The sequence below is a fragment of the Pseudomonas sp. TKO26 genome (assembly GCF_003225665.1).
GTDB classification, from domain to species: Bacteria; Pseudomonadota; Gammaproteobacteria; order Pseudomonadales; family Pseudomonadaceae; genus Aquipseudomonas; species Aquipseudomonas saponiphila.
Genome location: NZ_QKLN01000014.1, coordinates 17,720 through 41,828 on the forward strand (window position 1 = coordinate 17,720; position 24,109 = coordinate 41,828).

Below are 24,109 nucleotides of genomic sequence, written 5' to 3' on the forward strand. Positions count from 1 at the left end.
GTAGTGGTGTTATTTCAGCTCGTTGCCGTGGCGCGCCATGATGTGGCGCACCACGCTGTAGTCCTGCAGTGAATCGCTGGACAGGTCCTTGCCGTAGCCGGAGCGCTTGAGGCCGCCGTGGGGCATTTCACTGGCCAGCATGAAATGGCTGTTGATCCAGGTGCAGCCGTATTGCAGGCGCGCCGCCAGTTGCATGGCCTTGTCCAGGTTTTGCGTCCAGACCGAGGAGGCCAGGCCGTATTCCGAGTCGTTGGCCCAGTCCAGCGCCTGCTCCAGTTGTTCGAAGCGGGTAACGGTGACCACCGGGCCGAACACCTCGCGCTGGACGATCTCGTCGTTCTGCCGGCAGCCGGCCAGCAGGGTCGGCTGGTAGTAGAAACCGGCGCCGGAGTGCACCGCCGCGCCGGTGATGCGTTCGATGTGGGGCTGGCTCAGGGCGCGCTCGACAAAGCTGGCCACCCGGTCGCGCTGGCGGGTGCTGATCAGCGGGCCGATTTCGTTGTCGGCGTCGCGCTTGCTGGCAAAGCGCAGGCTGCTGACGGCGCTGCCCAGCTCGGCCACCAGGCGGTCGTGGATGCCGGCCTGGGCGTAGACCCGGCAGGCAGCGGTACAGTCCTGACCGGCGTTGTAGTAGCCGTAGCTGCGCACGCCCTCGACCACGGCCTCCAGGTTGGCATCGTCGCAGACGATCACCGGCGCCTTGCCCCCCAGTTCCAGGTGGGTGCGCTTGAGGGTTTTGGCCGCGGCCTGGAGAATTTTCTGGCCGGTGACTATGTCGCCGGTGAGGGACACCATGCGCACCTTCGGATGGCTGACCAGGTGGTTGCCGACCCCTTCGCCGCCACCGCAGACGATGTTGATCACGCCCCGTGGCAGCAACTGCGCCAGGCTCGGGGCCAGGGCCAGGATCGACAGCGGAGTGTGTTCCGAGGGCTTGAACACCAGGGTGTTGCCCGCTGCCAGGGCCGGGGCGATCTTCCAGGCGGCCATCATGATCGGGTAGTTCCAGGGCGCGATCGAGGCCACCACGCCCAGGGGATCGCGGCGCACCATGCTGGTGTAGCCCGGCAGGTACTCGCCACTCAACTGGCCGTGCTGGCAGCGCACCGCACCGGCGAAGAAACGGAACACGTCGATGCTGGCGCCGAGGTCGTCCTGGCGCGCCAGGTGCAGAGGCTTGCCGCAGTTGAGGGCTTCCAGGCGGGCCAGGTAGTCGGCCTGTTGTTCCAGGCTGTCGGCAATCGCCAGGAGCAGGTTCGCGCGTTGCTGCGGGGTGGTCCGCGACCAGCTGGAGAATGCTCGGTGGGCGGCGAAGATCGCGCTTTCCACCTGTTCGCTGCTGGCTTCGGCGATCTGCGTCAGCACCTCGCCGGTGGCCGGGTTGAGAATCGGCTCGACCCGGCCCTGGCCGTTCACCAGTTCGCCATCGATCAGCAATGCCGTGCACAGCGGAGTCTGTGGGCCAGCCATTTTGCGGGTGCTCTTGTGTGCTAGGGCCATGGGGCTTCCCTGGGGGTGAGTGCCCGGCCTGTTCTTGTGGGGAATGCCCAGAGACTAGTAGCGGGGCCTGAGGTCGACAAATTCTTAATACTCAAGGGGCCGTTCGATTAAATAGATGGCTTGCGCCCGCCCGGGGGCTGCTCCCGGGCCACGGTGAGGAAGGGGTCCACCAGGGCCGGGCGCGCGGTGCCCCGGCGCCAGGCCAGGCCGACATCCAGGGTCTGGTTGAGATCCGCCAGGGGCCGGGCCTCGATGATGTCGCCCTCCAGGGACCAGGGGCGGTAGGTCATGTCCGGCTGGATCGACAGGCCCAGCCCGGCGGCCACCAGGCTGCGCACCGCTTCGGTGGAGGCGGTGCGCAGGCTGATCCGTGGCTGCAGCCCGGCCACGCTCCACAGGCGCTGGGCGTTGCGCTCCATTTCGTCGACGTTGAGCTGGATCAGCGGCTCCCGGGCCACGTCCGCCAGGTTGATGCTGTCGTGTTCCAGCAAAGGGTGCTGGGGCGGCAGCCAGAGGCGGTGCGGCGAGTGGGTCAGGACTTCGGTCTGCAGGGCATGGCGGTCTTCGAGGTTGGACAGGATCAGCACCCCGACGTCGATTTCGCCGCTGACCAGCAGGTGTTCGATATAGGGCCGTTCGTCCTCCATGACGCGGATCTCCACATTGGGGTAGGCGCGCTGGAAACGGGTCAGCAGGTCAGCCAGGTAATAGCCCGCCACCAGGCTGGTCACCCCCACGGTCAACTGTCCGGCCACCGGGTCGCTGCTCTGCTGCAGGCTGCGCTTGGCGTTGTCCACCGTGGCCAGGATCAGGTGCGCCTGGCGCAGGAACTGATGCCCCTGATGGGTCAGGGTCATGCCCTTGGCATGGCGGCTGAACAGGTTGACGCCGATTTCCTGCTCCAGTTGCTGGATGGCCAGGGTCAGGGTCGACTGGGAAATGAACACCGCCTGGGCGGCGGCGGAGATCGAGCCGGTTTCGGCCACGGCGATAAAGTGACGGATCTGGCGCAAGGTCATCATGGCGGGGCTACCGGGCGGCTTTTTAGAAATATCGGGCGCTGTATTGGTAAAACCGATGCCTTGTTTAGCACCTTTCCCTGATCCGGTGAAAGCAACATTCAGAAGCACTATCGTCCCCTGGTCCTCGGCACTTCTCTCTAGGCTTGCGGCCTGATGTGTCGACACGACACTGACTGTGCGGAGGCGGCAGATGAACACCCGTGGATTGCTCGATCAATTACTCAGGTCCGGCCAGGAGCTGTTGCAGAACCAGGCCGGCACCCCGTCAGGCGAGGGCGGCAAGGCCCCGCAAGGCGGCCTTGGCGGTTTGCTCGGGGGCAAGCCCGGCGGTCTGGGCGGACTGCTCGGCGGCGCTGGCGGCGGGGCCCTGGCAGCTGGGGCCATGGGCTTGCTGCTGGGCAACAAGAAGGCCCGCAAGTTCGGCGGCAAGGCCCTGGCCTATGGCGGCCTCGCGGCCCTCGGCGTGTTGGCCTACAAGGCCTACGGCAACTGGCAGGCGCAACAGGGCACGGCCCCGGACACTGCGCCGCAGACCCTCGACCGCTTGCCGGCGCAACAGGTCGAGCAGCACAGCCAGGCGATCCTCAAGGCCCTGGTGGCGGCGGCCAAGGCCGACGGTCATGTCGACGAGCGCGAGCGGGCGCTGATCGAGGATCAGTTGCGCAAGCTGGACAACGACCCGCAACTGCAGCAGTGGCTGCACGGCGAATTGCACAAGCCGCTGGACCCTGCGGACGTGGCCCGCGCCGCCAGCACCCCGGAAATGGCCGCGGAGATGTACCTGGCCAGCCTGATGCTGGTGGATGAGCAGCACTTCATGGAGAAGGCCTACCTGGATGAGCTGGCGCGCCACCTGCAACTGCCGCTGGGGCTCAAGGCTGAGCTGGAAAACCAGGTGCGCCAGAGCGCTGGCTGACCTGCACAGCCGCTCCTTCGCCATGGATGGCGGTTCTGCCCGGGGGATTTGCCGATATGCCCTGCAGGCCGAGAAAAGCCCGCTAAGGCGCTAGCCAGAGCGGGCGCACAAATCTGCCCAAAGTGCTACCTGGGTCGTCAAACCACCGGTAAAACCGCCATCGTCCTCGGCTATACTCCCTCCATTTTTGAATGGCCCCGAGGACTGACTGTGAAGAACTGGACGTTGCGCCAACGCATTTTGGCGAGCTTTGCGGTGATTATCGCCATCATGCTGCTGATGGTCGTCGTCTCGTACTCGCGCCTGTTGAAGATCGAAGCCGGTGAAAACAGCATGCGTGACGATGCGATCCCCGGGGTCTATTTCAGTTCGATGATCCGCAGCGCCTGGGTCGATACCTACCTGCAGACCCAGGAGATCATCGGCCTCAAGCAGAATCAGGACATCAGTTCCGAAGACAAGGCCGATTTCAAGGCATTTGAAGAGCGCCTGCTGACCCATATGGCCAACTACAAGCAGACCCTCAGCAGTCGCGAGGACCAGACCGAGTTCGATGCCTTCGAGAAGGACCACCAGGAATTCAATCGCATCCAGGTCGCGGTGCTTGACCTGCACCAGAAGCGCCAGGAAGCCGAGGCGATTCGCCTGTTCAATGAGCAACTGACCCCGGCCTGGATTGCCGGGCGGATGAAGCTCAATGACATCATCAGCGAGAACAAGGCCGTGGCCGACGCCGCCAGCGATGCCATCGACGACGCCGTGGCGACGGCCAAGGTCAGCATGGGCGTGTCGTTGCTGGTGGCCATTCTTGCCGCCGGTCTGTGTGGCCTGCTGCTGATGCGGGCGATCATGGCGCCGATGAACCGCATCGTGAGCATTCTCGATGTCATGCGCACCGGCGACCTGAGCGGCCGCCTGAACCTGGAACGCAAGGACGAGTTCGGCGCCGTGGAAACCGGCTTCAACGACATGATGACCGAGCTCACGGCCCTGGTGTCCCAGGCCCAGCGTTCGTCGGTGCAGGTGACCACCTCGGTGACCGAAATTGCCGCCACCTCCAAGCAGCAACAGGCCACCGCCACTGAAACCGCGGCCACTACCACGGAAATCGGCGCCACTTCGCGGGAAATCGCCGCGACTTCCCGAGATCTGGTGCGCACCATGACGGAGGTGTCCAGCGCCGCCGACCAGGCCTCGGTGCTCGCCGGCTCGGGCCAGCAGGGCCTGGCGCGGATGGAAGACACCATGCACTCGGTGATGGGCGCTGCGGATCTGGTGAACGCCAAGCTGGCGATCCTCAATGAGAAGGCCGGCAACATCAATCAGGTGGTGGTGACCATCGTCAAGGTCGCCGACCAGACCAACCTGCTGTCGCTCAATGCTGCCATCGAGGCGGAAAAGGCCGGGGAATACGGCCGCGGTTTTGCCGTGGTGGCCACCGAAGTGCGCCGCCTGGCGGACCAGACCGCGGTCGCCACCTATGACATCGAGCAGATGGTTCGCGAGATCCAGTCGGCGGTGTCGGCGGGGGTCATGGGCATGGACAAGTTCTCCGAGGAAGTGCGTCGCGGCATGGCCGAAGTGCAGCAGGTGGGCGAGCAGCTGTCGCAGATCATCCATCAGGTCCAGGCCCTGGCGCCGCGGGTGCTGATGGTCAATGAAGGCATGCAGGCCCAGGCCACCGGCGCCGAGCAGATCAATCACGCCCTGGTGCAATTGGGCGATGCCAGCAGCCAGACCGTCGAGTCCCTGCGTCAGGCCAGCTTCGCCATCGATGAGCTGAGCCAGGTCGCGGTGGGCCTGCGCAGCGGCGTTTCGCGTTTCAAAGTCTGATGGACGAACTGGCGCACAAGCGCAGTGGCGCTTCGGGGGCGAAAACCGCGCTGTTCCTGATGTTTCGCATCGGTCAGGAACGCTACGCCTTGCAGGCGGTGGATGTGGTTGAGGTGCTGCCGCGCCTGCAGCTCAAGCCGATTGCCCGGGCGCCGTCCTGGGTTGCCGGGGTGTTTGCCTACCGCGGGGTGGTGGTGCCGGTCATCGATCTGTGCGAGCTGACTTTCGGCCGTCCTGCCCAGTTGCGCACCAGCACCCGGCTGGTGCTGGTGCACTATCGCAGCGCCGCCGAGCGACCGCCGCGGGTGTTGGGTCTGCTGCTGGAACAGGCCAATGACACCTTGCGCTGCGATCCCCGGGAATTTCAGCCTTATGGCCTGGACAACCGCCAGGCCCCTTTTCTGGGACCGGTGCGAGAGGATGACCTGGGGCTGCTGCAATGGGTGCGGGTCGACGACTTGCTGGCGGCCGAGGTGCGTGAGCTGCTGTTTCCCGAGGAGCCCCTGGACCCGGCGTCGCTTGAGGAGTCTCGATGAGTGACGAGCAACGGTTTTTCGATTTTCTCAAGGAACGCATCGGCCTGGATGTAGCGTCGGTCGGCCCGGCGATCATCGAGCGCGCGGTGCGCCAGCGCTGCAATGCGTTGTACGCCCACAGCAGCGATGAGTACTGGCAGAAGTTGCAGGGCTCGCGGGAGGAGCAGCAGGCCCTGATCGAGGCGGTGATCGTTCCGGAAACCTGGTTTTTCCGCTACCCGGAATCCTTCGCCACCCTGGTCAAGCTGGCCAAGGCCCGCCTGGGGCAGATCAAGGGCATGCGCGCGCTGCGCCTGCTGAGCCTGCCGTGCTCCACCGGCGAAGAGCCCTATTCGATCGCCATGGCCCTGCTCGACGGCGGCCTGGCGCCCCATCAATTCAAGGTCGACGGTCTGGATGTGAGTCCGCTGTCGGTGGAGCGGGCCCGGGGCGCCAGCTATGGCAAGAACTCCTTTCGTGGCCAGTACACCGAGTTTCGTGAGCGGCACTTCCATGTCGAGGGCGATCGTTATTGCCTCAGCGAGCGGGTGCGCGAGCAGGTTCGGCTGCAGGTGGGCAATGTCCTGGACCCTGGATTGCTGGCCACGGAACCGCCTTTCGACTTTGTCTTCTGTCGCAACCTGCTGATCTATTTCGACCAGCCGACCCAGCGTCAGGTGTTCGAGGTGCTCAAGCGCCTGACCCATGAAGAAGGCGTGCTGTTCATCGGCCCCGCCGAGGGCAGTCTGCTGGGGCGCCTGGGTATGCGTTCGATCGGCATTCCCCAGTCCTTCGCCTTCAGCCGGCACCAGGAACCGGAGCCGGCGCCGCTGCCGGTGAGCTTGCCCAAGCCCCTGTCCTTGCCGTTGCGACCCCCTCATCCGGCCGTTCCGGCCCCGCGGCCGCGGCCCTTTGCCAGCCGTACGGCCCCGGCCCCCGTACCCGCGCTGGACGGCGCGCCGCCCAGCGATGCGGCGAGCCTGCTGGCCACCATTGCCGCCCTGGCCAACGAGGGCAAGAGCGCCGAGGCCCGTGCCGCCTGTGAGCGCTACCTGCAGCAGCATGAGCCGGTGGCCCAGGTGTTCTACTGGCTGGGGCTGCTCAGTGATGTGGCCGGCAACGCCATGGAGGCCCAGGGTTTTTACCGCAAGGCCCTGTACCTGGCGCCCCAACACCCCGAGGCCCTGGCGCACCTGGCGGCGCTGCTGGCGTCCCAGGGCGATGTCGCCGGTGCCCAACGATTGCAGGCGCGGGCTGTGCGCAGCACCCGCGCTGCCGACAGTGAGTTGAAACGATGAGCCATTCCCTCTCATTGGACCTGACCCGTGAAGATGCCCAGGCCATCGACGATTGCTGGAACCGTATCGGCATCCACGGCGACAAGTCCTGCCCGTTGCTGGCCGAGCACATTCATTGCCGCAACTGTTCGGTGTACTCCGCTGCCGCCACGCGCCTGCTGGATCGCTATTCGCAGCTTCAGGAGGACCGCGAGCAATCGGTGGCGCTTTTGCCTGACAGCGATGTGGTCACCCGCTCGCTGCTGATCTTGCGCCTGGGCGAGGAGTGGCTGGGGCTGGCCACTCGCTGCCTGCTGGAAGTGGCACCGCTGCAGGCGATCCACTCCTTGCCCCACCAGCGTTCACGGGCGCTGCTGGGGGTGGCCAATGTGCGCGGGGCGCTGGTGGCCTGCCTGTCGTTGAGCGAACTGCTGGGGCTCGATGGCACGCCGGCCGGCGCGGCTCCCTCGGCACGGGTCATGCCGCGGATGCTGATCATCGGTGCCGAGGGTGGCCCGGTGGTGGTGCCGGTGGATGAAGTGGACGGTATCCATGCCATTGACGAGCGCATTCTGGCTGGCGCGTCGCTGTCCGGCGAGCAGGCCAATGCCAAGTACACCCGTGGCGTGTTGCAATGGCAGGGCCGCAGCCTGCGTTTGCTGGATGAAGAGCAGTTGCTCTTGGCCGTGACCCGGAGCCTGACATGACCCCCGATCAAATGCGCGACGCCTCGTTGCTGGAGCTGTTCAGCCTGGAAGCCGAGGCCCAGACCCAGGTGCTGAGTGCCGGATTGCTGGCGCTGGAGCGCAATCCGACCCAGGCCGATCAGCTGGAAGCCTGCATGCGCGCGGCCCATTCGCTCAAGGGCGCGGCACGGATTGTCGGGGTGGACGCCGGGGTCAGCGTCGCCCACGTAATGGAGGATTGCCTGGTCAGTGCCCAGGAAGGGCGCCTGTACCTGCAGCCTGAGCACATCGATGCGCTGTTGCAGGGCACCGACCTGTTGATGCGCATCGCCACCCCCGGAGGCGCCGAACTGGCTGCCCCGGACGTGCTTGCCTACGTGGCGCTGATGGAGCGCCTGCTGAGCCAGGGGCCGGCGACGCCGGAGGCGCCCTTGCCCATGCCCGCCGTGGCGGAGCCGGTCGACGCCAGGCCGGAGGCTTTGAGCGAGCCCGAATCCCTGGCGTTGCCGAATGAGCTGGCGCTGGAGTCGAGCGTGAATGCGGCGCGTCCGGGCAGGCGCATGACCGAAGGCGGCGAGCGGGTGCTGCGGGTCACCGCCGAGCGCCTCAACAGCCTGTTGGACCTGTCGAGCAAATCCCTGGTGGAAACCCAGCGGCTCAAGCCCTATCTGGCCACCATGCAGCGTCTCAAGCGGATCCAGAGCAACAGTCTGGCGGCCCTGGAGAACCTCAACCTGCACCTCAAGGAACATGCCCTGAGCCTGGAAGCCCAGGAGTCCTTGGAGGACGCGCGGCGGCTGTTGGCCGAATCCCAGCAACTGCTGGCGCAGAAGACCGCCGAACTCGACGAGTTCGGCTGGCAGGCCAGCCAGCGGGCCCAGGTGCTGTATGACACGGCCCTGGCCTGTCGCATGCGGCCCTTTGCCGATGTGCTCAGCGGCCAGGCGCGGATGGTCCGTGATCTGGGGCGCAGCCTGGGCAAGCAGGTCCGTCTGGAGATCGAGGGTGAGAAGACCCAGGTCGATCGCGACGTGCTGGAAAAACTCGAAGCGCCGCTGACCCACCTGCTGCGCAACGCCGTCGACCATGGCATCGAATTGCCCGAGCAGCGCTTGCTGGCGGGCAAGCCGGCAGAAGGGGTGATCCGCCTGCGGGCCTCGCACCAGGCCGGCCTGCTGGTGCTGGAGCTGGGCGACGATGGCAACGGCGTGGACTTGGAGCGCCTGCGCCAGAGCATTGTCGAGCGCCAGTTGTCGCCGGCACAGACCGCCGCTCAGCTCAGCGAGGAAGAATTGCTGACGTTCCTGTTTCTCCCGGGCTTCAGCCTGCGGGACAAGGTCACCGAAGTGTCCGGGCGCGGTGTCGGCCTGGATGCGGTGCAGCACATGGTCCGGCAGTTGCGCGGGGCGGTGCAGCTGGAACAGACCAGCGGCCAGGGCAGTCGCTTCCACCTGGAGGTGCCGCTGACCCTGTCGGTGGTGCGCAGTCTGGTGGTGGAAGTCGGCGACGAGGCCTATGCCTTTCCCCTGGCGCACATCGAGCGCATGTGCGATCTGCAGCCCGAGGAGATCGTCCAGGTCGAAGGGCGTCAGCATTTCTGGCACGAGGGGCGGCATGTCGGCCTGGTAGCGGCCAGCCAGCTGTTGCAGCGCCCGGCGACCCCGAGCAGCGCGCCGACCCTCAAGGTGGTGGTGATCCGTGAGCGCGACGCGGTGTACGGGATCGCCGTGGAGCGCTTTATCGGCGAGCGCACCCTGGTGGTGCTGCCCCTGGACGACCGCCTGGGCAAGATTCAGGACATTTCCGCCGGAGCCCTGCTCGATGATGGCCGGGTGGCGCTGATCGTGGATGTCGAGGACATGCTGCGTTCGGTGGACAAGCTGCTCAACACCGGACGCCTGGAGCGCATCGCGGGCAATCATTCGTTGCACGCACAGGCCGCGCGCAAGCGTATTCTGGTGGTCGACGACTCACTGACGGTGCGTGAGTTGCAACGCAAGCTGCTGATCAACCGCGGCTACGATGTGGCCGTGGCGGTGGATGGCATGGACGGCTGGAATGCCTTGCGTTCGGAGAGCTTCGACTTGCTGATCACCGATATCGACATGCCGCGAATGGACGGAATTGAATTGGTCACACTCTTGCGTCGCGATAATCGCCTGCAATCCCTGCCGGTGATGGTGGTGTCCTACAAGGATCGCGAGGAGGACCGGCGCCGTGGCCTGGATGCCGGCGCCGACTACTATCTTGCCAAGGCCAGTTTCCATGACGACGCGCTGCTGGACGCGGTGGTGGAACTGATTGGAGGCGCACGGGCATGAAGATCGCCATCGTCAACGACATGCCCATGGCGGTGGAGGCCCTGCGCCGGGCGCTGGCCTTCGACCCCAGCCATGAAGTGGTGTGGGTCGCCACCAATGGTGCCGAAGCGGTGAAGTACTGCGCCGAGCTGACCCCGGACCTGATTCTCATGGACCTGATCATGCCGGTGATGGACGGCGTCGAGGCCACGCGGCGGATCATGGCCGAGTCGCCGTGCGCCATCGTGATCGTCACCGTCGACCGCCAGCAGAATGTCCACAGGGTGTTCGAGGCCATGGGCCACGGCGCGCTGGACGTGGTCGACACCCCGGCCCTGGGTGCCGGCAATGCCCAGGAGGCGGCGGCGCCGCTGCTGCGCAAGATCCTCAATATCGGCTGGCTGATCGGCCAGCGTGGCAGTCGGGTACGTTCGGCGCCGGTGCCCTTGCGCAGCGGCGCTCCCCGGCAGGGCTTGGTGGCCATTGGCTCCTCCGCCGGCGGCCCGGCCGCTCTGGAAGTGCTGCTCAAAGCCTTGCCAAGGGACTTTCCCGCCGCCATCGTGCTGGTCCAGCATGTCGATCAGGTGTTTGCCGCTGGCATGGCCGAGTGGCTCAGCAGCGCCTCCGGCCTGCAGGTGCGCCTGGCCCGGGAGGGCGAGCCGCCGCAAAGTGGCACGGTACTGCTGGCGGGCACCAACCATCACATCCGTTTGCTGAAGAACGGCACCCTGGCCTACACCGCCGAGCCGGTAAACGAGATCTACCGGCCCTCCATCGACGTGTTCTTCGAAAGCGTCACCAGCTACTGGAATGGCGATGCGGTGGGGGTGCTGCTGACCGGCATGGGCCGTGACGGCGCCCAGGGCTTGAAGCTGATGCGCGACCAGGGATTTTTGACCATCGCCCAGGACCAGAACAGTAGCGCGGTGTATGGCATGCCCAAGGCGGCCGCTGCCATCGGTGCCGCCACAGAGATTCGCCCACTGGACAAGATCGCTCCACGTTTGCTGGAGATATTTGCCAAATGACTGATAAACGCAGCTGTCCTGGCCAGGTAGCAACTCAGGTGACAACCCATGAATGATTTACAGCTCGACGAATTCAAGACCGATGAAAATGCAGCGATGGTATTGCTGGTGGACGACCAGGCCATGATCGGCGAAGCGGTTCGGCGTGGGTTGGCGAATGAAGAAAACATCGATTTCCACTTCTGCGCCGATCCGCACCAGGCCATTGCCCAGGCGATCCGCATCAAGCCCACGGTGATTCTCCAGGACCTGGTGATGCCGGGGCTGGACGGCCTGACCCTGGTGCGCGAGTACCGCAATCACCCGGCGACCCAGAACATTCCGATCATCGTGCTTTCGACCAAGGAGGATCCGCTGATCAAGAGCGCGGCCTTCGCCGCCGGGGCCAACGATTACCTGGTCAAGCTGCCGGACAATATTGAACTGGTGGCGCGCATTCGCTACCACTCGCGCTCCTACATGACCCTGCTGCAACGTGACGCTGCCTACCGGGCGCTGCGGGTCAGCCAGCAGCAGTTGCTGGACACCAACCTGGTGCTGCAGCGGCTGATGAACTCCGACGGCCTGACCGGGCTGTCCAACCGCCGGCATTTCGATGAGTACCTGGAGCTGGAGTGGCGCCGGGCGATGCGCGAGCAGAGTCAGTTGTCATTGCTGATGATCGACGTCGACTACTTCAAGAGCTACAACGACACCTTTGGCCACCTGGAGGGCGATGAAGCCCTGCGCAAGGTGGCCACGGCGATCCGCGAGGCCAGCAGCCGGCCCTCGGACCTGCCGGCGCGCTATGGCGGTGAAGAGTTCGTGCTGGTGCTGCCCAACACCTCGCCGGGCGGGGCGCGACTGGTGGCCGAAAAGCTGCGCCAGACCGTCGAAGCCCTGAAAATCCCCCATAACGCCCCGGTGGAAGGCTCCAGCCTGACCATCAGCATCGGTCTGTCGACCATCACCCCGCAGCCCAACAGCCATTGCCGGCAGTTGATCTCGGCGGCGGACAAGGGGTTGTACCTGGCGAAGAACAATGGTCGCAATCAGGTGGGCATTGAATGAAAAAAAACCGGGATCGGCTGCGTTAAAGCCGCCAAGCGGGCTGCCGTGATTCGGTGATTCCGTTATAATCGCCGGCTTTCAAAAGTTCGCCAACGAGTGCCGCCCCCCATGGAAATCAACCCGATCCTGAACACCATCAAGGACCTGTCCGAGCGCTCCGAAACTATTCGGGGGTATCTTTGACTACGATCAAAAGCATGAGCGTCTGACCGAGGTCAATCGCGAGCTTGAAGATCCGAGTGTCTGGAACAAACCCGAATACGCCCAGGAGCTGGGCCGCGAGCGCGCTGCGCTGGCACAGATCGTCGAGACCCTGGACGAGCTGAACAGCGGTCTGGCCGACTGCCGCGACCTGCTGGACATGGCGGTCGAGGAAGAAGATGAAGGCGCAGTGGGCGATGTGGTCGCCGAGCTGGCCCGGCTTGAGGAAAACCTCGCCAAGCTGGAATTTCGCCGCATGTTCAGCCATGAAATGGACCCGAACAACGCCTACCTGGACATCCAGGCCGGTTCCGGCGGCACCGAGGCCCAGGACTGGGCCAACATCCTGCTGCGCATGTACCTGCGCTGGGCCGACAAGCGCGGTTTCGAAGCCACCATCATGGAACTGTCCGCCGGTGAAGTGGCCGGGATCAAGGGCGCGACCGTGCACATCAAGGGCGAGTACGCCTTCGGTTGGCTGCGCACCGAGATCGGCGTGCACCGCCTGGTGCGCAAGAGCCCGTTCGACTCCGGCAACCGCCGCCACACTTCGTTCTCGGCGGTGTTCGTCTCGCCAGAGATCGACGACAAGGTGGAAATCGAAATCAACCCGGCCGACCTGCGGATCGACACCTATCGTTCCTCCGGTGCCGGCGGTCAGCACGTGAACACCACCGACTCGGCCGTGCGTATCACCCACGTACCGACCAACACCGTGGTCAGCTGCCAGAACGAGCGTTCCCAGCACGCCAACAAGGACACCGCCATGAAAATGCTGCGGGCCAAGTTGTACGAGCAGGAAATGCAGAAGCGCAATGCGGCGTCCCAGGCCCTGGAAGACACCAAGTCGGACATCGGCTGGGGTCACCAGATCCGCTCCTACGTGCTCGACGCGTCGCGGATCAAGGACCTGCGCACCAACATCGAACGCAGCGACTGCGACAAGGTGCTCGACGGCGACATCGACGAATACCTGGAAGCCAGCCTGAAATCCGGACTGTAAACAGACGCGATACAGGATCGGCTGATTCAACGCGATCCCTGTAGGAGCCAGCTCTGCTGGCGATCCCCGGGCCGCAAGGCCCGGGGGCAACGAACCTGATGGAATATCTAAAGACATGAGCGACCAACAACTCGACCCGCAAGCCCTGCAACAGGAAGAGAACTCCCTGATCGCCCTGCGCAAGGAAAAGCTTGCTGCCGAGCGCGCCAAGGGCAATGCCTTCCCGAACGACTTCCGCCGCGAAAACTACTGCCAGGACCTGCAGAAGCAGTACGCCGACAAGACCAAGGAAGAGCTGGCAGAGGCGGCAATTCCGGTCAAGGTTGCCGGTCGCATCATGCTCAACCGTGGCTCGTTCATGGTGATCCAGGACATGACCGGGCGCATCCAGGTCTACGTCAACCGCAAGACCCTGTCCGAAGAAACCCTGGCCGCGGTGAAAACCTGGGACATGGGCGACATCATTGCCGCCGAAGGCACCCTGGCCCGTTCCGGCAAGGGTGACCTGTACGTTGAAATGACTCACGTGCGCCTGCTGACCAAGTCCCTGCGCCCGCTGCCGGACAAGCACCACGGCCTGACCGACACCGAGCAGCGCTACCGCCAGCGCTACGTCGACCTGATCGTCAACGAAGAGGTGCGCCAGACTTTCCGCGTGCGTTCGCAAGTGATCGCGCACATCCGCAGCTTCCTGATGAAGCGCGACTTCCTCGAAGTCGAAACGCCGATGCTGCAGACCATTCCGGGCGGCGCCGCGGCCAAGCCGTTTGAAACCCACCACAACGCCCTGGACATGGAAATGTTCCTGCGTATCGCGCCTGAGCTGTACCTCAAGCGTCTGGTGGTCGGTGGTTTCGAGAAGGTGTTCGAGATCAACCGCAACTTCCGTAACGAAGGCGTTTCGACCCGGCACAACCCTGAATTCACCATGTTGGAGTTCTACCAGGCCTACGCCGACTACGAAGACAACATGGACCTGACCGAAGAGCTGTTCCGTGAACTGGCGCAGCTGGTACTGGGCAGCACCGACGTGCCGTATGGCGACAAGGTGTTCCACTTCGGCGAGCCGTTCGCCCGCCTGTCGGTGTTCGACTCGATCCTTAAGTACAACCCCGAGCTGACCGCCGATGATCTGAACGACATCGACAAGGCTCGCGCCATCGCCAAGAAGGCCGGGGCCAAGGTGCTGGGCTTCGAAGGCCTGGGCAAGCTGCAGGTGATGATTTTCGAAGAGCTCGTGGAGCACAAGCTGGAGCAGCCGCACTTCATCACCCAGTACCCGTTCGAGGTGTCGCCGCTGGCCCGTCGCAATGACGACAACCCCAACGTCACCGACCGTTTCGAGCTGTTCATCGGCGGTCGCGAAATCGCCAACGCCTACTCCGAGCTCAATGACGCGGAAGACCAGGCCGAGCGCTTCATGGCCCAGGTGGCCGACAAGGACGCCGGCGACGACGAAGCCATGCACTACGACGCCGACTTCGTTCGTGCCCTGGAATACGGCATGCCACCAACGGCTGGTGAAGGCATCGGCATCGACCGCCTGGTGATGCTGCTGACCAACTCGCCGTCGATCCGCGACGTGATCCTGTTCCCGCACATGCGGCCGCAAGCCTGAGTGTTTTGAATAACAAGCCGCCTTTATCAGGCGGCTTTTTATTGTCTGGCTGGAACTGACGTACCGCTTCTAATTCTGTGTGATTTTTCAGAGGGAATACCTGTCGTGAACCGCGCAATTGCTCAAGAAGGTGCAGCTGGCATCGCCACTGCGGTGGCTGAAAGCGTTCAGTACCAGGGGCGCAAGGCCAGCCGACAGGGCAGCGAACAGCGCCGACAGGAGATCCTCGACGCCGCCATGCGCATCGTCGTGCGTGACGGTGTGCGGGCCGTGCGTCACCGTGCGGTGGCCGCCGAAGCCGGTGTGCCCTTGTCTGCCACCACCTATTACTTCAAGGACATCGATGACCTGCTCACCGATACCTTCGCCCAGTACGTCGAGCGCAGCGCGGCGTACATGGCCAAGCTGTGGGCCAGCAACGAAGGGTTGCTGCGCGAGATGGTCGCCTACGGTGATGGCAGCCCGGCGTCGCGCTCGCAACTGGCCGATGATATTGCCCGCCTCACCGCCGACTACGTGCAGCGTCAGTTGCACACCCGCCGCGAGCACCTGATGGCCGAGCAGGCGTTCCGCCAGGAGGCGCTGCTCAATCCGCGCCTGGCGCAACTGGTGCGCTCGCACCAGCAGATCCTGCTTCAGGGCACCTGCCAGTTCTTCCAGGTCCTGGGCTCCCGGGAACCGCAGCAGGATGCCAAGGTGTTGACGTCTATAATCGGCCGGATGGAATATCAGGGCCTGCTCAACGACAGCGAGCCGCAGGCGGAGGAGGAGATGCTGGGCATCCTCACCCGCTACATGCATCTGGTGCTGGCTTCGGTCTGATTCATCCATCCCGCGCTGGTGCCGCGACCAAGGCTGTGCAGCCGGCGTCAGCGGCTACAGTGATTCTGGTGTTCATGGGAGATTTGCATGCAAGCCTGGCGCGTCCTGATGGCTCTGGCGTTTCTTCTGCTCAGCGGTTGCCTGGTGGTCTTCAAGGAACCGCTGCCGGCCGAACAGGCAGCGCCTGCCGCGTTGCTGGGCAAGTGGGCCAGCCAGAACGCCTGGGGCGAGCCGCTGAACATTGAGCTGCGCCAGATCGGCGTCAACCGCTATCGGGCCGCGAGTTTCCCCGGCGGCACGGCACGCCCGCGCGATTCCTACGAGTTCACGGTATCGCGACATGGCAATCGCTGGTATCTGTCGGCGGCGGTGCCCCAGGCCTTCGGCGGGCACTACAGCATTGCCGGGTTCGAACTGACGGCCAGGCACGAACTGGTGCTCTATACCCTGGACCTGGAACAGATTCGCCAGTCCCTGGGTCAAAAGGCCCTGAGCGGGGAATCCATGCCCACGGCCGAGGGCGAGGGGTTGCTGATCAGCAGTCCGTTGCCCGAGGTCTTCGCTTACCTTGACGACCCCGCCAACTCCGACCTGTTCGTCGAGACGGCACGTTTCAAGCGCGTGGCCCGCTGAGCCCGCGCCACAGACCCAATCAATAGGAACTTCCGGTGGACGACTACCAGCAGACGATACGCACTTTGTCCGATCGCATAGTGCTGGCGCAGACCCCGATCCGCGTACTGGATGCGGTGAAGTGGGACGAGAACATCCGCAAGGGCTTTCTCAAGGCCAAGGGCAAGGAATTGCCCGCCGTGGATCGCGCCTATTACGAAGGACGGCCGCTGTCCTTCGATTCCGGGGCGGTGAAGCTGGAATTCCAGAACATCGAGCGCGACATCACTCGGCAACTGGGGCAGTTCAGCCCGGTGGGGCAGATCATGCGCCGCATGTGCAAGGAATACCGCATGGTGGTGCGCATGCTCGAAGCCCGGGGCACCGGCGACTTCGGACTGATCTCCCAGGAGCTTTACGGCGCCGCGTCCGATGCCTTCCACGCCGGCGATCCGACCCTGGCGGACCTTGGGCTGATGATGTCCGACTACCTGAACAACATCGACGGGCGCGGCGACCTCAAGGACGAACCCAAGGTACTCAGCGCCAAGCAGGCGGTCAGCCTGTTGCAGAGCCGGTTGAACAAGGTGTTCGGCGAAGCCGAGGAAACCATCCGCGTGTTCGAGTCCGATGGCATTGTCGCCGACGCCGCGGCGGGCGCTGACTACATCAAGATCCGCAGCGACGCGATGTTCAACGAGCGCGATGTGCGGGCCCTGGAAGTCCATGAAGGGCTGGTGCATGTGGGCACCACCCTCAATGGCCTGAACCAGCCGATCTGCACCTTCCTGGCCAAGGGCCCGCCCTCGTCCACGGTGACCCAGGAAGGCCTGGCGATCCTCATGGAAATCATCACCTTCGCCTCTTACCCCAGCCGCTTGCGCAAGCTGACCAACCGCACCCGGGCCATCCACATGGTGGAGGAGGGGGCGGACTTCCTGCAGGTGTTCGAGTTCTTCCGCGAGCAGGGTTTCGAGATGGCCGAGAGCTATGGCAATGCCAGCCGGGTGTTCCGCGGTTCGGTGCCCACGGGGCTGCCGTTTACCAAAGACTTGTCCTATCTCAAGGGCTTCATCATGGTTTACAACTACATTCAGCTGGCCGTGCGCAAGGGCAAGCTGGAGCAGATCCCCTTGCTGTTCTGTGGCAAGACCACCCTGGAAGACATGCGTACCTTGCGCCAGCTGGTGGACGAAGGGCTGGTGGTCGCGCCCAAGTACCTGCCGGACCAGTTCCGTGACCTGAATGCGCTGTCGGCGTGGATGTGTTTCTCCAACTTCCTCAACCACCTGAGCCTGGACCGGATCGAGGCGGACTACTCCAACATCCTTTGAATCTTTCCGGGGGCACACATGGACGTACTGGTAGCTGCACGGAGTGGCCGATGATGCGCATCCTGGCCGCGCTGGCCCTGTTGCTGTGCCTCAATGGCTGCAGCTCGCTGCTGTTCTATCCCGAACCCGGGCTGCCCTTTACTCCCGAGCGGGCCAAGCTTCAATACCGGGACGTGACCCTGACCAGCGCCGACGGCCTCAAGCTGCACGGCTGGTGGCTGCCGGCCAAGCCGGGGGTGGCGGTCAAGGGCACGGTGCTGCACCTGCATGGCAACGGCGGCAATCTGGCCTGGCATCTGGGAGGCAGTTGGTGGCTGCCGGAACAGGGTTATCAGGTATTGCTCCTGGACTACCGCGGCTATGGCGTGTCCGAAGGCGCGCCGAGCCTGCCGGCGATCTACCAGGATGTCGACGCCGCCTTCAAATGGCTGGATCAGTCTCCCGAGACGCAGGGCAAGCCGTTGATCGTGCTGGGGCAAAGCCTGGGCGGCGCGCTGGCGATTCATTACCTGGTGGCGCACCCCGAGCGTCAGGCGCAACTCAAGGCCCTGGTGCTCGATGGCGTGCCCGCCAGTTATCGCGATGTCGGGCGCTATGCCCTGAGCACCTCCTGGCTGACCTGGCCGCTGCAGGTGCCGCTGTCGTGGCTGGTACCGGACGCCGACAGCGCGATCAACTCGTTGCCGCGCCTGACCGGGGTGTCGAAACTCATCTACCACAGCATCGACGATCCGATCGTGCCCCTTTCCAACGGCATCCGCGTGTATCAAGCTGCGCCCCCGCCCAGGGTCCTGCAACTGACCCGCGGCGGCCATGTGCAAACCTTTGCCGATCCGACCTGGCGCCGCGTGATGCTGCGCTACCTCGATGATCCGCAGCATTTCGACGGGTTGCGTCGGCTGGGGGAAATCCCCAATTACCCGACGACCCCGAATTCAGCAGTTGAACCTCCAGAGAGTCCGCAATGAGTGAAGAACGCAACGCCATTCCAATGATCATCACCGGTATCTGCAGCATCATCGTTACCGTGGGCAGCCTGTGGTACTACGGCTACCTGCACTTCGCCAAACCGGAAGATGCGCTGCTGCTCAGCGACTTCACCATGCTCAAGACCGTGCCGGGCGAGGACTACAAGATCTCCCTGCAACCGGCCGATGAAGTGGCCCAGTGCATCGACGGCGTGCTGGTGCTGTTCGACACCCAGCAGAAGGGCCTGACCGGGGTCCTGGTAAACAAGAAGAAGCAGGCTGTGCGCTGCATGGGCCAGGAAACTCCGCAGTTGGAGCAGTGATCGGTTCGCCGGCAAGCCGGCTCCTACTGGGATAACCGCATAAAAAAACGCCGCCGACCTGAAGAGGTCGGCGGCGTTGTGTTTCACCTGCCTATATAAGGCAGGGGCTGCATCAGTTGCGGCTGATGGCCGAACGTGGCGCCACCGGCTGGTTGTCGTTGGAGATGGTCACTTCCACGCGACGGTTCATGGCTCGCCCGGAAACGCTGCCGTTATCGGCCACCGGATACTCCTTGCCATAACCCTGGCTGACGATGCGCGACGGGTCGATACCCATGCGGATCAGGGCCATCTGCACCGAGCCGGCGCGGCGCTCGGACAGGGACTGGTTGTAGGAATCGCTGCCGGTGCTGTCGGTGTAGCCTTCGACGATCACCTTGCGATCCGGGTTCTGCTGGAGGAATTGCGCCAGCTTGTTGATGTTCGCCAGGCCGCTGGATTTCAGGTCGGACTTGTTGGTGGCAAACAGCACGTCGCCGAAGGTCACCAGGGTGCCGCGGTCGGTCTGCTTGGCGTTGAGGCTGTCCTGCAACTGCTTGATCTGTGCGTCGCGGGCTTCGAGGATGGCGCGGGCACGCTGGTCGCCGGCGTCCTTGAGTTTGGTTTCGGCGGTGCGCAGGGCAATGGTCTGCTTGGCCACTTCAACCCGCTGGTTGGTCAGGTAGGCCAGTTGGTCGACCTTCTTCTCGTCTTCCTTGTTCAGGTAGGCCTTGTCGGCCTTGTCCATCCAGTCGGCGGCGTCCTTGGTTTCCAGGGCCGCGACCTTGCTCGCCTGCGGGTTGGCTTGCAGGCCGGAGAAGTTGGTCCGGGCGCTTTCCAGGTTGGCGTTGGGCGGGGTGGAGCAGGCCGCCAGGGCTACGCTCATGGCCAGCAGGGCAGGGATCATCAGTTGTTTGCGCATAATGTTCGTCCTTTCATTCAAATACGAGTACGTGGGAGTCGGCAGCGGCTTACTGCACGCTGCGCATACCTTCCTGACGCAGTTCCTGAACGCCTTTCTGCGAGTCTTTCAGCGCTTGCTCGGCCTTGGCGGCCTGGGCCTTGCGCTCTGCTACGCGTGCATCCCACTCGGCTTGTTCGGCCAGGCGACGGGCTTCGTCGTACTTCTTGTCGTGCATGGCAATCTCGGCTTGCTTGAGCTTGTCCTGGGCCGACTTCATCTCCACGGCGGCGAACTCGGTGCCGCCTGCGCTCACTGCGCTATTGACCGCAGATTGCGTGACCGCGTACTGCTCGGAAGGCGGGTTACCGGCACAACCGGCCAGTACCATGCTGCTACCGAGGGCCAGCGCGGCCAGCTTCAGCCCGCGCAGAGAGGTGAACGAGGATTGGGCAGTGCTGATCTTCATGGTCTTCAACTCCATTGGGTAACTCCTGAAAAACATCAATATCCATCCCGGTCCTGGCGCCGTGACGCTGAGTGACAAGCGCTCATGGCGAAATTTGAAACGGCCGTTCCAGTGATGGCTACTGGGTGTGACCCGAGGCTTTTTTGAATAGTTCAGAGAAAGATGGCGATTGGCCGGAAAAAATCTGACGGCTCGGACAGGGCTCTAAACCGGGAACTTTTGCCGTGCAGCGGGGTATGCCCGGCCCTTTTCAGGGCCGGGGACGATGAGCTTCAACGGGTGTTGGAGAGGGGGCCGACTCAGTGCTTCGGCTTGTCGGACTGGCTGGCCAAGAGTTGCAGATGCTGGCGTGACAGGGCCAGAAAGCGCGGGGTCGGACCGATATCCTCGTAGAGCGGATCGCCTTCCTCGTCGGTGGCCACCACCTGCCGGCCCTGGATGTAGGGGAAGCTGGCTTCCAGCTCTTCCAGGGCGGCGCCGATCAGTTCGCCGAGCAACTCCTCGGTCTGGCGTTTGGGGTACATCTCGGAAAGGGCGGCCAGGCGAGCGGCGGCTTCTACGTCCAGGTGAATCCGGTAGGCGGTCTTGCTCAGGCGCCCCTTGGCGTTTTCTTCCCAATGTTGTGCGAGCTCACGGATTTTCATGCTGACCTCGATGAACGCCTGCTCGTGGCAGGTTGGGTTGAGTAACCGGCCGGGGCCGGTGCGTGGCCCTTGTGCGGCCTACCCTTGAGACTAGCCCCATCGGCCGGGGTTGGCCCGGGGTGAACTTGCGCCCTTGCTAAGGCACGCGTGCAAGCGGCACTCTTGAGCCTTCCGTGCCGCCTTGAGTCTGCTGGAGAACACCTCGATGACCGATATTGATGCGCGCTTGCGCGAAGACGTTCACCTCTTGGGTGAACTGTTGGGCAATACCATCCGTGATCAGTACGGGGAGGCTTTCCTCGACAAGATCGAGCAGATCCGCAAGGGCGCCAAGGCCGATCGCCGGGGCTCGCCCGGGGCCGAATTGAGCGCCAGTCTCGATTCCCTGAGCGAAGACGAATTGCTGCCGGTGGCTCGGGCCTTCAACCAGTTCCTCAACCTGGCGAACATCGCCGAGCAGTATCAGTTGATTCACCGCCGCGACGAGTCACAACCGGCGCCCTTCGAAGCCCGGGTATTGCCGGAGCTGCTGGCGCGCCTGCGGGCCGAGGGGCACTCCGCCGATGCCCTGGCCCGGCAGTTGGCGCGTCTGGAGATCGAGCTGGTGCTCACCGCGCACCCCACCGAAGTGGCACGTCGCACCCTGATCCAGAAATACGATGCGATTGCCGCGCAGCTGGCGGCCCAGGACCATCGCGATCTCACCAGCGCCGAGCGCGGGCAGATTCAGGAGCGCCTGCAACGGCTGATTGCCGAGGCCTGGCACACCGAGGAAATCCGCCGTACCCGGCCGACGCCGGTGGATGAGGCCAAGTGGGGGTTTGCGGTGATCGAGCATTCGCTGTGGCAGGCGATCCCCAATTACCTGCGCAAGGCCGACAAGGCGCTGTTCGAAGCCACCGGCCTGCGCTTGCCCCTGGAGGCGGCGCCGATCCGCTTCGCGTCGTGGATGGGCGGCGACCGTGACGGCAATCCCAATGTCACTGCCAGCGTGACCCGCGAAGTCCTGCTGCTGGCGCGCTGGATGGCCGCCGATCTGTATTTGCGTGACGTCGATCATCTGGCCGCCGAGCTGTCCATGCAGCAGGCCAGTCCGGCCCTGCTGGCCAAGGCAGGCGACAGTGCCGAACCCTACCGCGCGCTGCTCAAGCAACTGCGCGAGCGCCTGCGGGCTACCCGCAACTGGGCCCAGGCGGCGCTTGGCGCGGCTGTGCCTGCCGGGCCCGAGGTGCTGCAGAACAATCGCGAGCTGCTGGAGCCCTTGCAGCTGTGCTACCAGTCGCTGCATGAATGCGGGATGGGCGTGATTGCCGATGGCCCGCTCCTCGATTGCCTGCGCCGGGCGGTGACGTTTGGCCTGTTCCTGGTGCGTCTGGATGTGCGCCAAGACTCCAGCCGGCATACCTCGGCCATGACCGAGATCACCGATTACCTGGGCCTGGGGCGCTATGCCGACTGGAGCGAAGAGGACCGCATCGCCTTCCTCAATCGCGAACTGGCCAGCCGGCGGCCGTTGCTGCCGGTCTACTTCAAGCCTTCGGCGGACACTGCCGAAGTGCTTGCCACTTGTCGCGAGATCGCCCAGGCGCCGGCGGCGTCCCTGGGCTCCTACGTGATTTCCATGGCGGGGGCGGCCTCCGATGTACTGGCGGTGCAGTTGCTGCTCAAGGAGTCCGGGGTGCTGCGGCCGATGCGCGTGGTGCCGCTGTTCGAAACCCTGGCGGACCTGGATAACGCCGGCCCGGTGATGGAGAAGTTGCTGCACTTGCCGGGCTATCGCTCGCGGCTGCAGGGGCCCCAGGAGGTGATGATCGGCTACTCGGATTCGGCCAAGGATGCCGGGACCACGGCTGCGGCCTGGGCTCAGTACCGAGCTCAGGAACGGCTGGTGGACATCTGTCGCGAACAGCAGGTGGAGCTGCTGTTGTTCCACGGCCGCGGTGGCACCGTGGGGCGTGGCGGCGGCCCGGCGCACGCGGCCATTCTGTCGCAGCCACCGGGTTCGGTAGCCGGGCGCTTCCGCACCACCGAGCAAGGGGAAATGATCCGTTTCAAATTTGGCCTGCCGGACATTGCCGAGCAGAACCTCAACCTCTACCTGGCCGCGGTGCTGGAAGCGACCCTGTTGCCGCCGCCACCACCGGAACCGGCCTGGCGTCACTTGATGGACGAACTGGCCAGCGATGGGGTCCAGGCCTATCGCGCGGTGGTGCGGGACAATCCGCAATTTGTCGAGTACTTCCGCCAGTCCACCCCGGAGCAGGAGTTGGGCCGTCTGCCCCTGGGCAGTCGCCCGGCCAAGCGTCGGGCTGGCGGCATTGAAAGCCTGCGGGCCATCCCGTGGATCTTCGGCTGGACCCAGACCCGCCTGATGCTGCCGGCTTGGCTCGGCTGGGAAGCGGCGTTGAGCAAGGCCCTGGCCCGGGGCGAGGGGGAGTTGCTGGGGCAGATGCGTGAACAGTGGCCGTTCTTCCGCACCCGCATCGATATGCTGGAAATGGTCCTGGCCAAGGCTGATGCGGACATTGCCCGCTCTTATGACGAGCGCCTGGTGGAGGCCGAACTGCTGCCATTGGGGGCGCATTTACGCGACCTATTGTCGCAGGCCTGCGCGGTGGTCCTGGGGTTGACCGGACAGTCGCAATTGCTGGCCCACAGCCCCGCCACCCTGGAGTTCATCCGCCTGCGCAATACCTACCTGGATCCGCTGCACCTGCTGCAGGCGGAGCTGCTGGCGCGCTCGCGCAAGCAGGAGGCGCCGCAAGGAAGCCCCGTGGAACAGGCGTTGCTGGTCTCCGTAGCGGGTATCGCCGCCGGTTTGCGCAACACCGGCTGAGGCGCCGGAGGGCTGTTTGCCTGCTCTGGCGCAGCCCTGATCAGGACAAACCCAAGGTGTCGCTCAGATTCATCTGGCGACACTTTGTTATGGGGTTGCGACTTGTTCTACCCAGCCAAAGTGGCACAAAAAGGCCGGGTTCCTCCGACTTTCGACTGCTTGTGCGGGCTGTGTCGGCTGTGTATCTTGATCAGCCTTTGGCCGTTTGGGCGGCCATCACCCTATTTTTGAGATTGGCCCCACGAGGCGAATCCGAGCGTTTCTAAATAAAA

At 64.2% G+C, this 24,109-nt stretch carries 21 protein-coding genes; 16 read left to right on the top strand and 5 right to left on the bottom strand.

All coding sequences use genetic code 11. The features are described from left to right. Nucleotides 1-9: 9 nt before the first annotated feature. Nucleotides 10-1,500, bottom strand: a complete 1,491-nt coding sequence (locus DNK59_RS19415; protein ID WP_371920306.1) for a gamma-aminobutyraldehyde dehydrogenase — start codon at nucleotides 1,498-1,500, stop codon at nucleotides 10-12. 107 nt (nucleotides 1,501-1,607) lie between these two features. After that, nucleotides 1,608-2,522: a LysR family transcriptional regulator gene (locus tag DNK59_RS19420; RefSeq protein ID WP_110724241.1), complete on the bottom strand. Its 915-nt coding sequence runs from the start codon at nucleotides 2,520-2,522 to the stop codon at nucleotides 1,608-1,610. A gap of 190 nt (nucleotides 2,523-2,712) precedes the next feature. Here DNK59_RS19420 and DNK59_RS19425 point away from each other — a divergent pair, with 190 nt between their 5' ends. From DNK59_RS19425 to DNK59_RS19495, 15 genes are all read left to right on the top strand, one after another. After that, a complete protein-coding gene (locus DNK59_RS19425) occupies nucleotides 2,713-3,438 on the top strand; it encodes a tellurite resistance TerB family protein (protein WP_110724242.1) in 726 nt (241 codons plus the stop codon). Nucleotides 3,439-3,648: 210 nt separating this feature from the next. Then, nucleotides 3,649-5,271 (top strand): methyl-accepting chemotaxis protein, encoded by a 1,623-nt coding sequence (locus tag DNK59_RS19430; RefSeq protein ID WP_110724243.1) that lies wholly within the window; start codon nucleotides 3,649-3,651, stop codon nucleotides 5,269-5,271. After that, nucleotides 5,271-5,807 carry a chemotaxis protein CheW gene (locus DNK59_RS19435; protein WP_110724244.1) on the top strand — a complete coding sequence of 179 codons (537 nt, stop codon included), beginning with the start codon at nucleotides 5,271-5,273 and terminating at the stop codon, nucleotides 5,805-5,807. Before DNK59_RS19430 ends, DNK59_RS19435 begins: the two co-directional genes overlap by 1 nt. Next, on the top strand, nucleotides 5,804-7,084 hold the full coding sequence (locus DNK59_RS19440; protein ID WP_110724245.1) for a CheR family methyltransferase: 1,281 nt from the start codon (nucleotides 5,804-5,806) through the stop codon (nucleotides 7,082-7,084). The genes DNK59_RS19435 and DNK59_RS19440 overlap by 4 nt, the downstream gene beginning before the upstream one ends. Next, nucleotides 7,081-7,770: a chemotaxis protein CheW gene (locus DNK59_RS19445; protein WP_110724246.1), complete on the top strand. Its 690-nt coding sequence runs from the start codon at nucleotides 7,081-7,083 to the stop codon at nucleotides 7,768-7,770. Before DNK59_RS19440 ends, DNK59_RS19445 begins: the two co-directional genes overlap by 4 nt. Next, nucleotides 7,767-10,070: a hybrid sensor histidine kinase/response regulator gene (locus DNK59_RS19450; protein ID WP_110724247.1), complete on the top strand. Its 2,304-nt coding sequence runs from the start codon at nucleotides 7,767-7,769 to the stop codon at nucleotides 10,068-10,070. The genes DNK59_RS19445 and DNK59_RS19450 overlap by 4 nt, the downstream gene beginning before the upstream one ends. Then, nucleotides 10,067-11,077 (top strand): chemotaxis response regulator protein-glutamate methylesterase, encoded by a 1,011-nt coding sequence (locus DNK59_RS19455; protein ID WP_110724248.1) that lies wholly within the window; start codon nucleotides 10,067-10,069, stop codon nucleotides 11,075-11,077. The genes DNK59_RS19450 and DNK59_RS19455 overlap by 4 nt, the downstream gene beginning before the upstream one ends. Nucleotides 11,078-11,125: 48 nt before the next feature. Further along, nucleotides 11,126-12,127, top strand: coding sequence for a PleD family two-component system response regulator (locus DNK59_RS19460; RefSeq protein ID WP_092319962.1), 1,002 nt, complete (start codon nucleotides 11,126-11,128; stop codon nucleotides 12,125-12,127). 108 nt (nucleotides 12,128-12,235) lie between these two features. Beyond that, nucleotides 12,236-13,331, top strand: a protein-coding gene (gene prfB, locus DNK59_RS19465) for a peptide chain release factor 2 (protein ID WP_103741041.1) whose coding sequence is annotated in 2 segments (ribosomal slippage) — nucleotides 12,236-12,307 and nucleotides 12,309-13,331 — 1,095 coding nt in all. Because the reading frame shifts where the segments join, the coding sequence is not laid out codon by codon here. Nucleotides 13,332-13,446: 115 nt separating this feature from the next. Further along, a complete protein-coding gene (lysS, locus tag DNK59_RS19470) occupies nucleotides 13,447-14,949 on the top strand; it encodes a lysine--tRNA ligase (RefSeq protein ID WP_016967765.1) in 1,503 nt (500 codons plus the stop codon). A 105-nt stretch (nucleotides 14,950-15,054) separates the two neighbouring features. Beyond that, nucleotides 15,055-15,771, top strand: coding sequence for a TetR/AcrR family transcriptional regulator (locus tag DNK59_RS19475; RefSeq protein WP_092319964.1), 717 nt, complete (start codon nucleotides 15,055-15,057; stop codon nucleotides 15,769-15,771). An 87-nt stretch (nucleotides 15,772-15,858) separates the two neighbouring features. Next, nucleotides 15,859-16,404 carry a hypothetical protein gene (locus tag DNK59_RS19480; RefSeq protein ID WP_092319966.1) on the top strand — a complete coding sequence of 182 codons (546 nt, stop codon included), beginning with the start codon at nucleotides 15,859-15,861 and terminating at the stop codon, nucleotides 16,402-16,404. A 35-nt stretch (nucleotides 16,405-16,439) separates the two neighbouring features. Further along, entirely contained in the window at nucleotides 16,440-17,717 is a 1,278-nt protein-coding gene (locus DNK59_RS19485; protein WP_092319968.1) for a flavohemoglobin expression-modulating QEGLA motif protein, read from the top strand. 53 nt (nucleotides 17,718-17,770) lie between these two features. Beyond that, the gene (locus tag DNK59_RS19490) at nucleotides 17,771-18,685 is read left to right on the top strand and encodes an alpha/beta hydrolase (protein ID WP_110724304.1); all 915 of its coding nucleotides are present in this window, start codon (nucleotides 17,771-17,773) and stop codon (nucleotides 18,683-18,685) included. Continuing rightward, complete coding sequence (locus DNK59_RS19495; protein ID WP_011059491.1) at nucleotides 18,682-19,008, top strand: hypothetical protein; 327 nt, start codon at nucleotides 18,682-18,684, stop codon at nucleotides 19,006-19,008. The genes DNK59_RS19490 and DNK59_RS19495 overlap by 4 nt, the downstream gene beginning before the upstream one ends. Nucleotides 19,009-19,120: 112 nt before the next feature. Here DNK59_RS19495 and DNK59_RS19500 read toward each other — a convergent pair whose 3' ends face one another. From DNK59_RS19500 to DNK59_RS19510, 3 genes are all read right to left on the bottom strand, one after another. Then, nucleotides 19,121-19,909 (bottom strand): OmpA family protein, encoded by a 789-nt coding sequence (locus tag DNK59_RS19500; protein WP_092319972.1) that lies wholly within the window; start codon nucleotides 19,907-19,909, stop codon nucleotides 19,121-19,123. Between the two features lie 49 nt (nucleotides 19,910-19,958). After that, entirely contained in the window at nucleotides 19,959-20,372 is a 414-nt protein-coding gene (locus DNK59_RS19505; protein ID WP_092319974.1) for a DUF4398 domain-containing protein, read from the bottom strand. A 284-nt stretch (nucleotides 20,373-20,656) separates the two neighbouring features. Then, nucleotides 20,657-21,001, bottom strand: a complete 345-nt coding sequence (locus tag DNK59_RS19510) for a pilin assembly protein (RefSeq protein WP_110724249.1) — start codon at nucleotides 20,999-21,001, stop codon at nucleotides 20,657-20,659. A gap of 205 nt (nucleotides 21,002-21,206) precedes the next feature. Between DNK59_RS19510 and ppc the strand changes: the two genes are divergently transcribed. Beyond that, nucleotides 21,207-23,837 (top strand): phosphoenolpyruvate carboxylase, encoded by a 2,631-nt coding sequence (gene ppc / locus DNK59_RS19515; protein ID WP_110724250.1) that lies wholly within the window; start codon nucleotides 21,207-21,209, stop codon nucleotides 23,835-23,837. Nucleotides 23,838-24,109 lie beyond the last annotated feature (272 nt).

Bases quoted from the DNA above. Each gene is read 5' to 3' on its own strand.
- DNK59_RS19480 (WP_092319966.1), top strand. From the start codon at position 15,859: ATGCAAGCCTGGCGCGTCCTGATGGCTCTGGCGTTTCTTCTGCTCAGC.
- DNK59_RS19500 (WP_092319972.1), bottom strand. From the start codon at position 19,909: ATGCGCAAACAACTGATGATCCCTGCCCTGCTGGCCATGAGCGTAGCC.
- DNK59_RS19440 (WP_110724245.1), top strand. From the start codon at position 5,804: ATGAGTGACGAGCAACGGTTTTTCGATTTTCTCAAGGAACGCATCGGC.
- DNK59_RS19425 (WP_110724242.1), top strand. From the start codon at position 2,713: ATGAACACCCGTGGATTGCTCGATCAATTACTCAGGTCCGGCCAGGAG.
- DNK59_RS19450 (WP_110724247.1), top strand. From the start codon at position 7,767: ATGACCCCCGATCAAATGCGCGACGCCTCGTTGCTGGAGCTGTTCAGC.
- lysS (WP_016967765.1), top strand. From the start codon at position 13,447: ATGAGCGACCAACAACTCGACCCGCAAGCCCTGCAACAGGAAGAGAAC.
- DNK59_RS19420 (WP_110724241.1), bottom strand. From the start codon at position 2,522: ATGATGACCTTGCGCCAGATCCGTCACTTTATCGCCGTGGCCGAAACC.
- DNK59_RS19445 (WP_110724246.1), top strand. From the start codon at position 7,081: ATGAGCCATTCCCTCTCATTGGACCTGACCCGTGAAGATGCCCAGGCC.
- DNK59_RS19510 (WP_110724249.1), bottom strand. From the start codon at position 21,001: ATGAAAATCCGTGAGCTCGCACAACATTGGGAAGAAAACGCCAAGGGG.
- DNK59_RS19455 (WP_110724248.1), top strand. From the start codon at position 10,067: ATGAAGATCGCCATCGTCAACGACATGCCCATGGCGGTGGAGGCCCTG.
- DNK59_RS19435 (WP_110724244.1), top strand. From the start codon at position 5,271: ATGGACGAACTGGCGCACAAGCGCAGTGGCGCTTCGGGGGCGAAAACC.
- DNK59_RS19460 (WP_092319962.1), top strand. From the start codon at position 11,126: ATGAATGATTTACAGCTCGACGAATTCAAGACCGATGAAAATGCAGCG.
- DNK59_RS19490 (WP_110724304.1), top strand. From the start codon at position 17,771: ATGCGCATCCTGGCCGCGCTGGCCCTGTTGCTGTGCCTCAATGGCTGC.
- ppc (WP_110724250.1), top strand. From the start codon at position 21,207: ATGACCGATATTGATGCGCGCTTGCGCGAAGACGTTCACCTCTTGGGT.
- DNK59_RS19415 (WP_371920306.1), bottom strand. From the start codon at position 1,500: ATGGCCCTAGCACACAAGAGCACCCGCAAAATGGCTGGCCCACAGACT.
- DNK59_RS19495 (WP_011059491.1), top strand. From the start codon at position 18,682: ATGAGTGAAGAACGCAACGCCATTCCAATGATCATCACCGGTATCTGC.
- DNK59_RS19505 (WP_092319974.1), bottom strand. From the start codon at position 20,372: ATGGAGTTGAAGACCATGAAGATCAGCACTGCCCAATCCTCGTTCACC.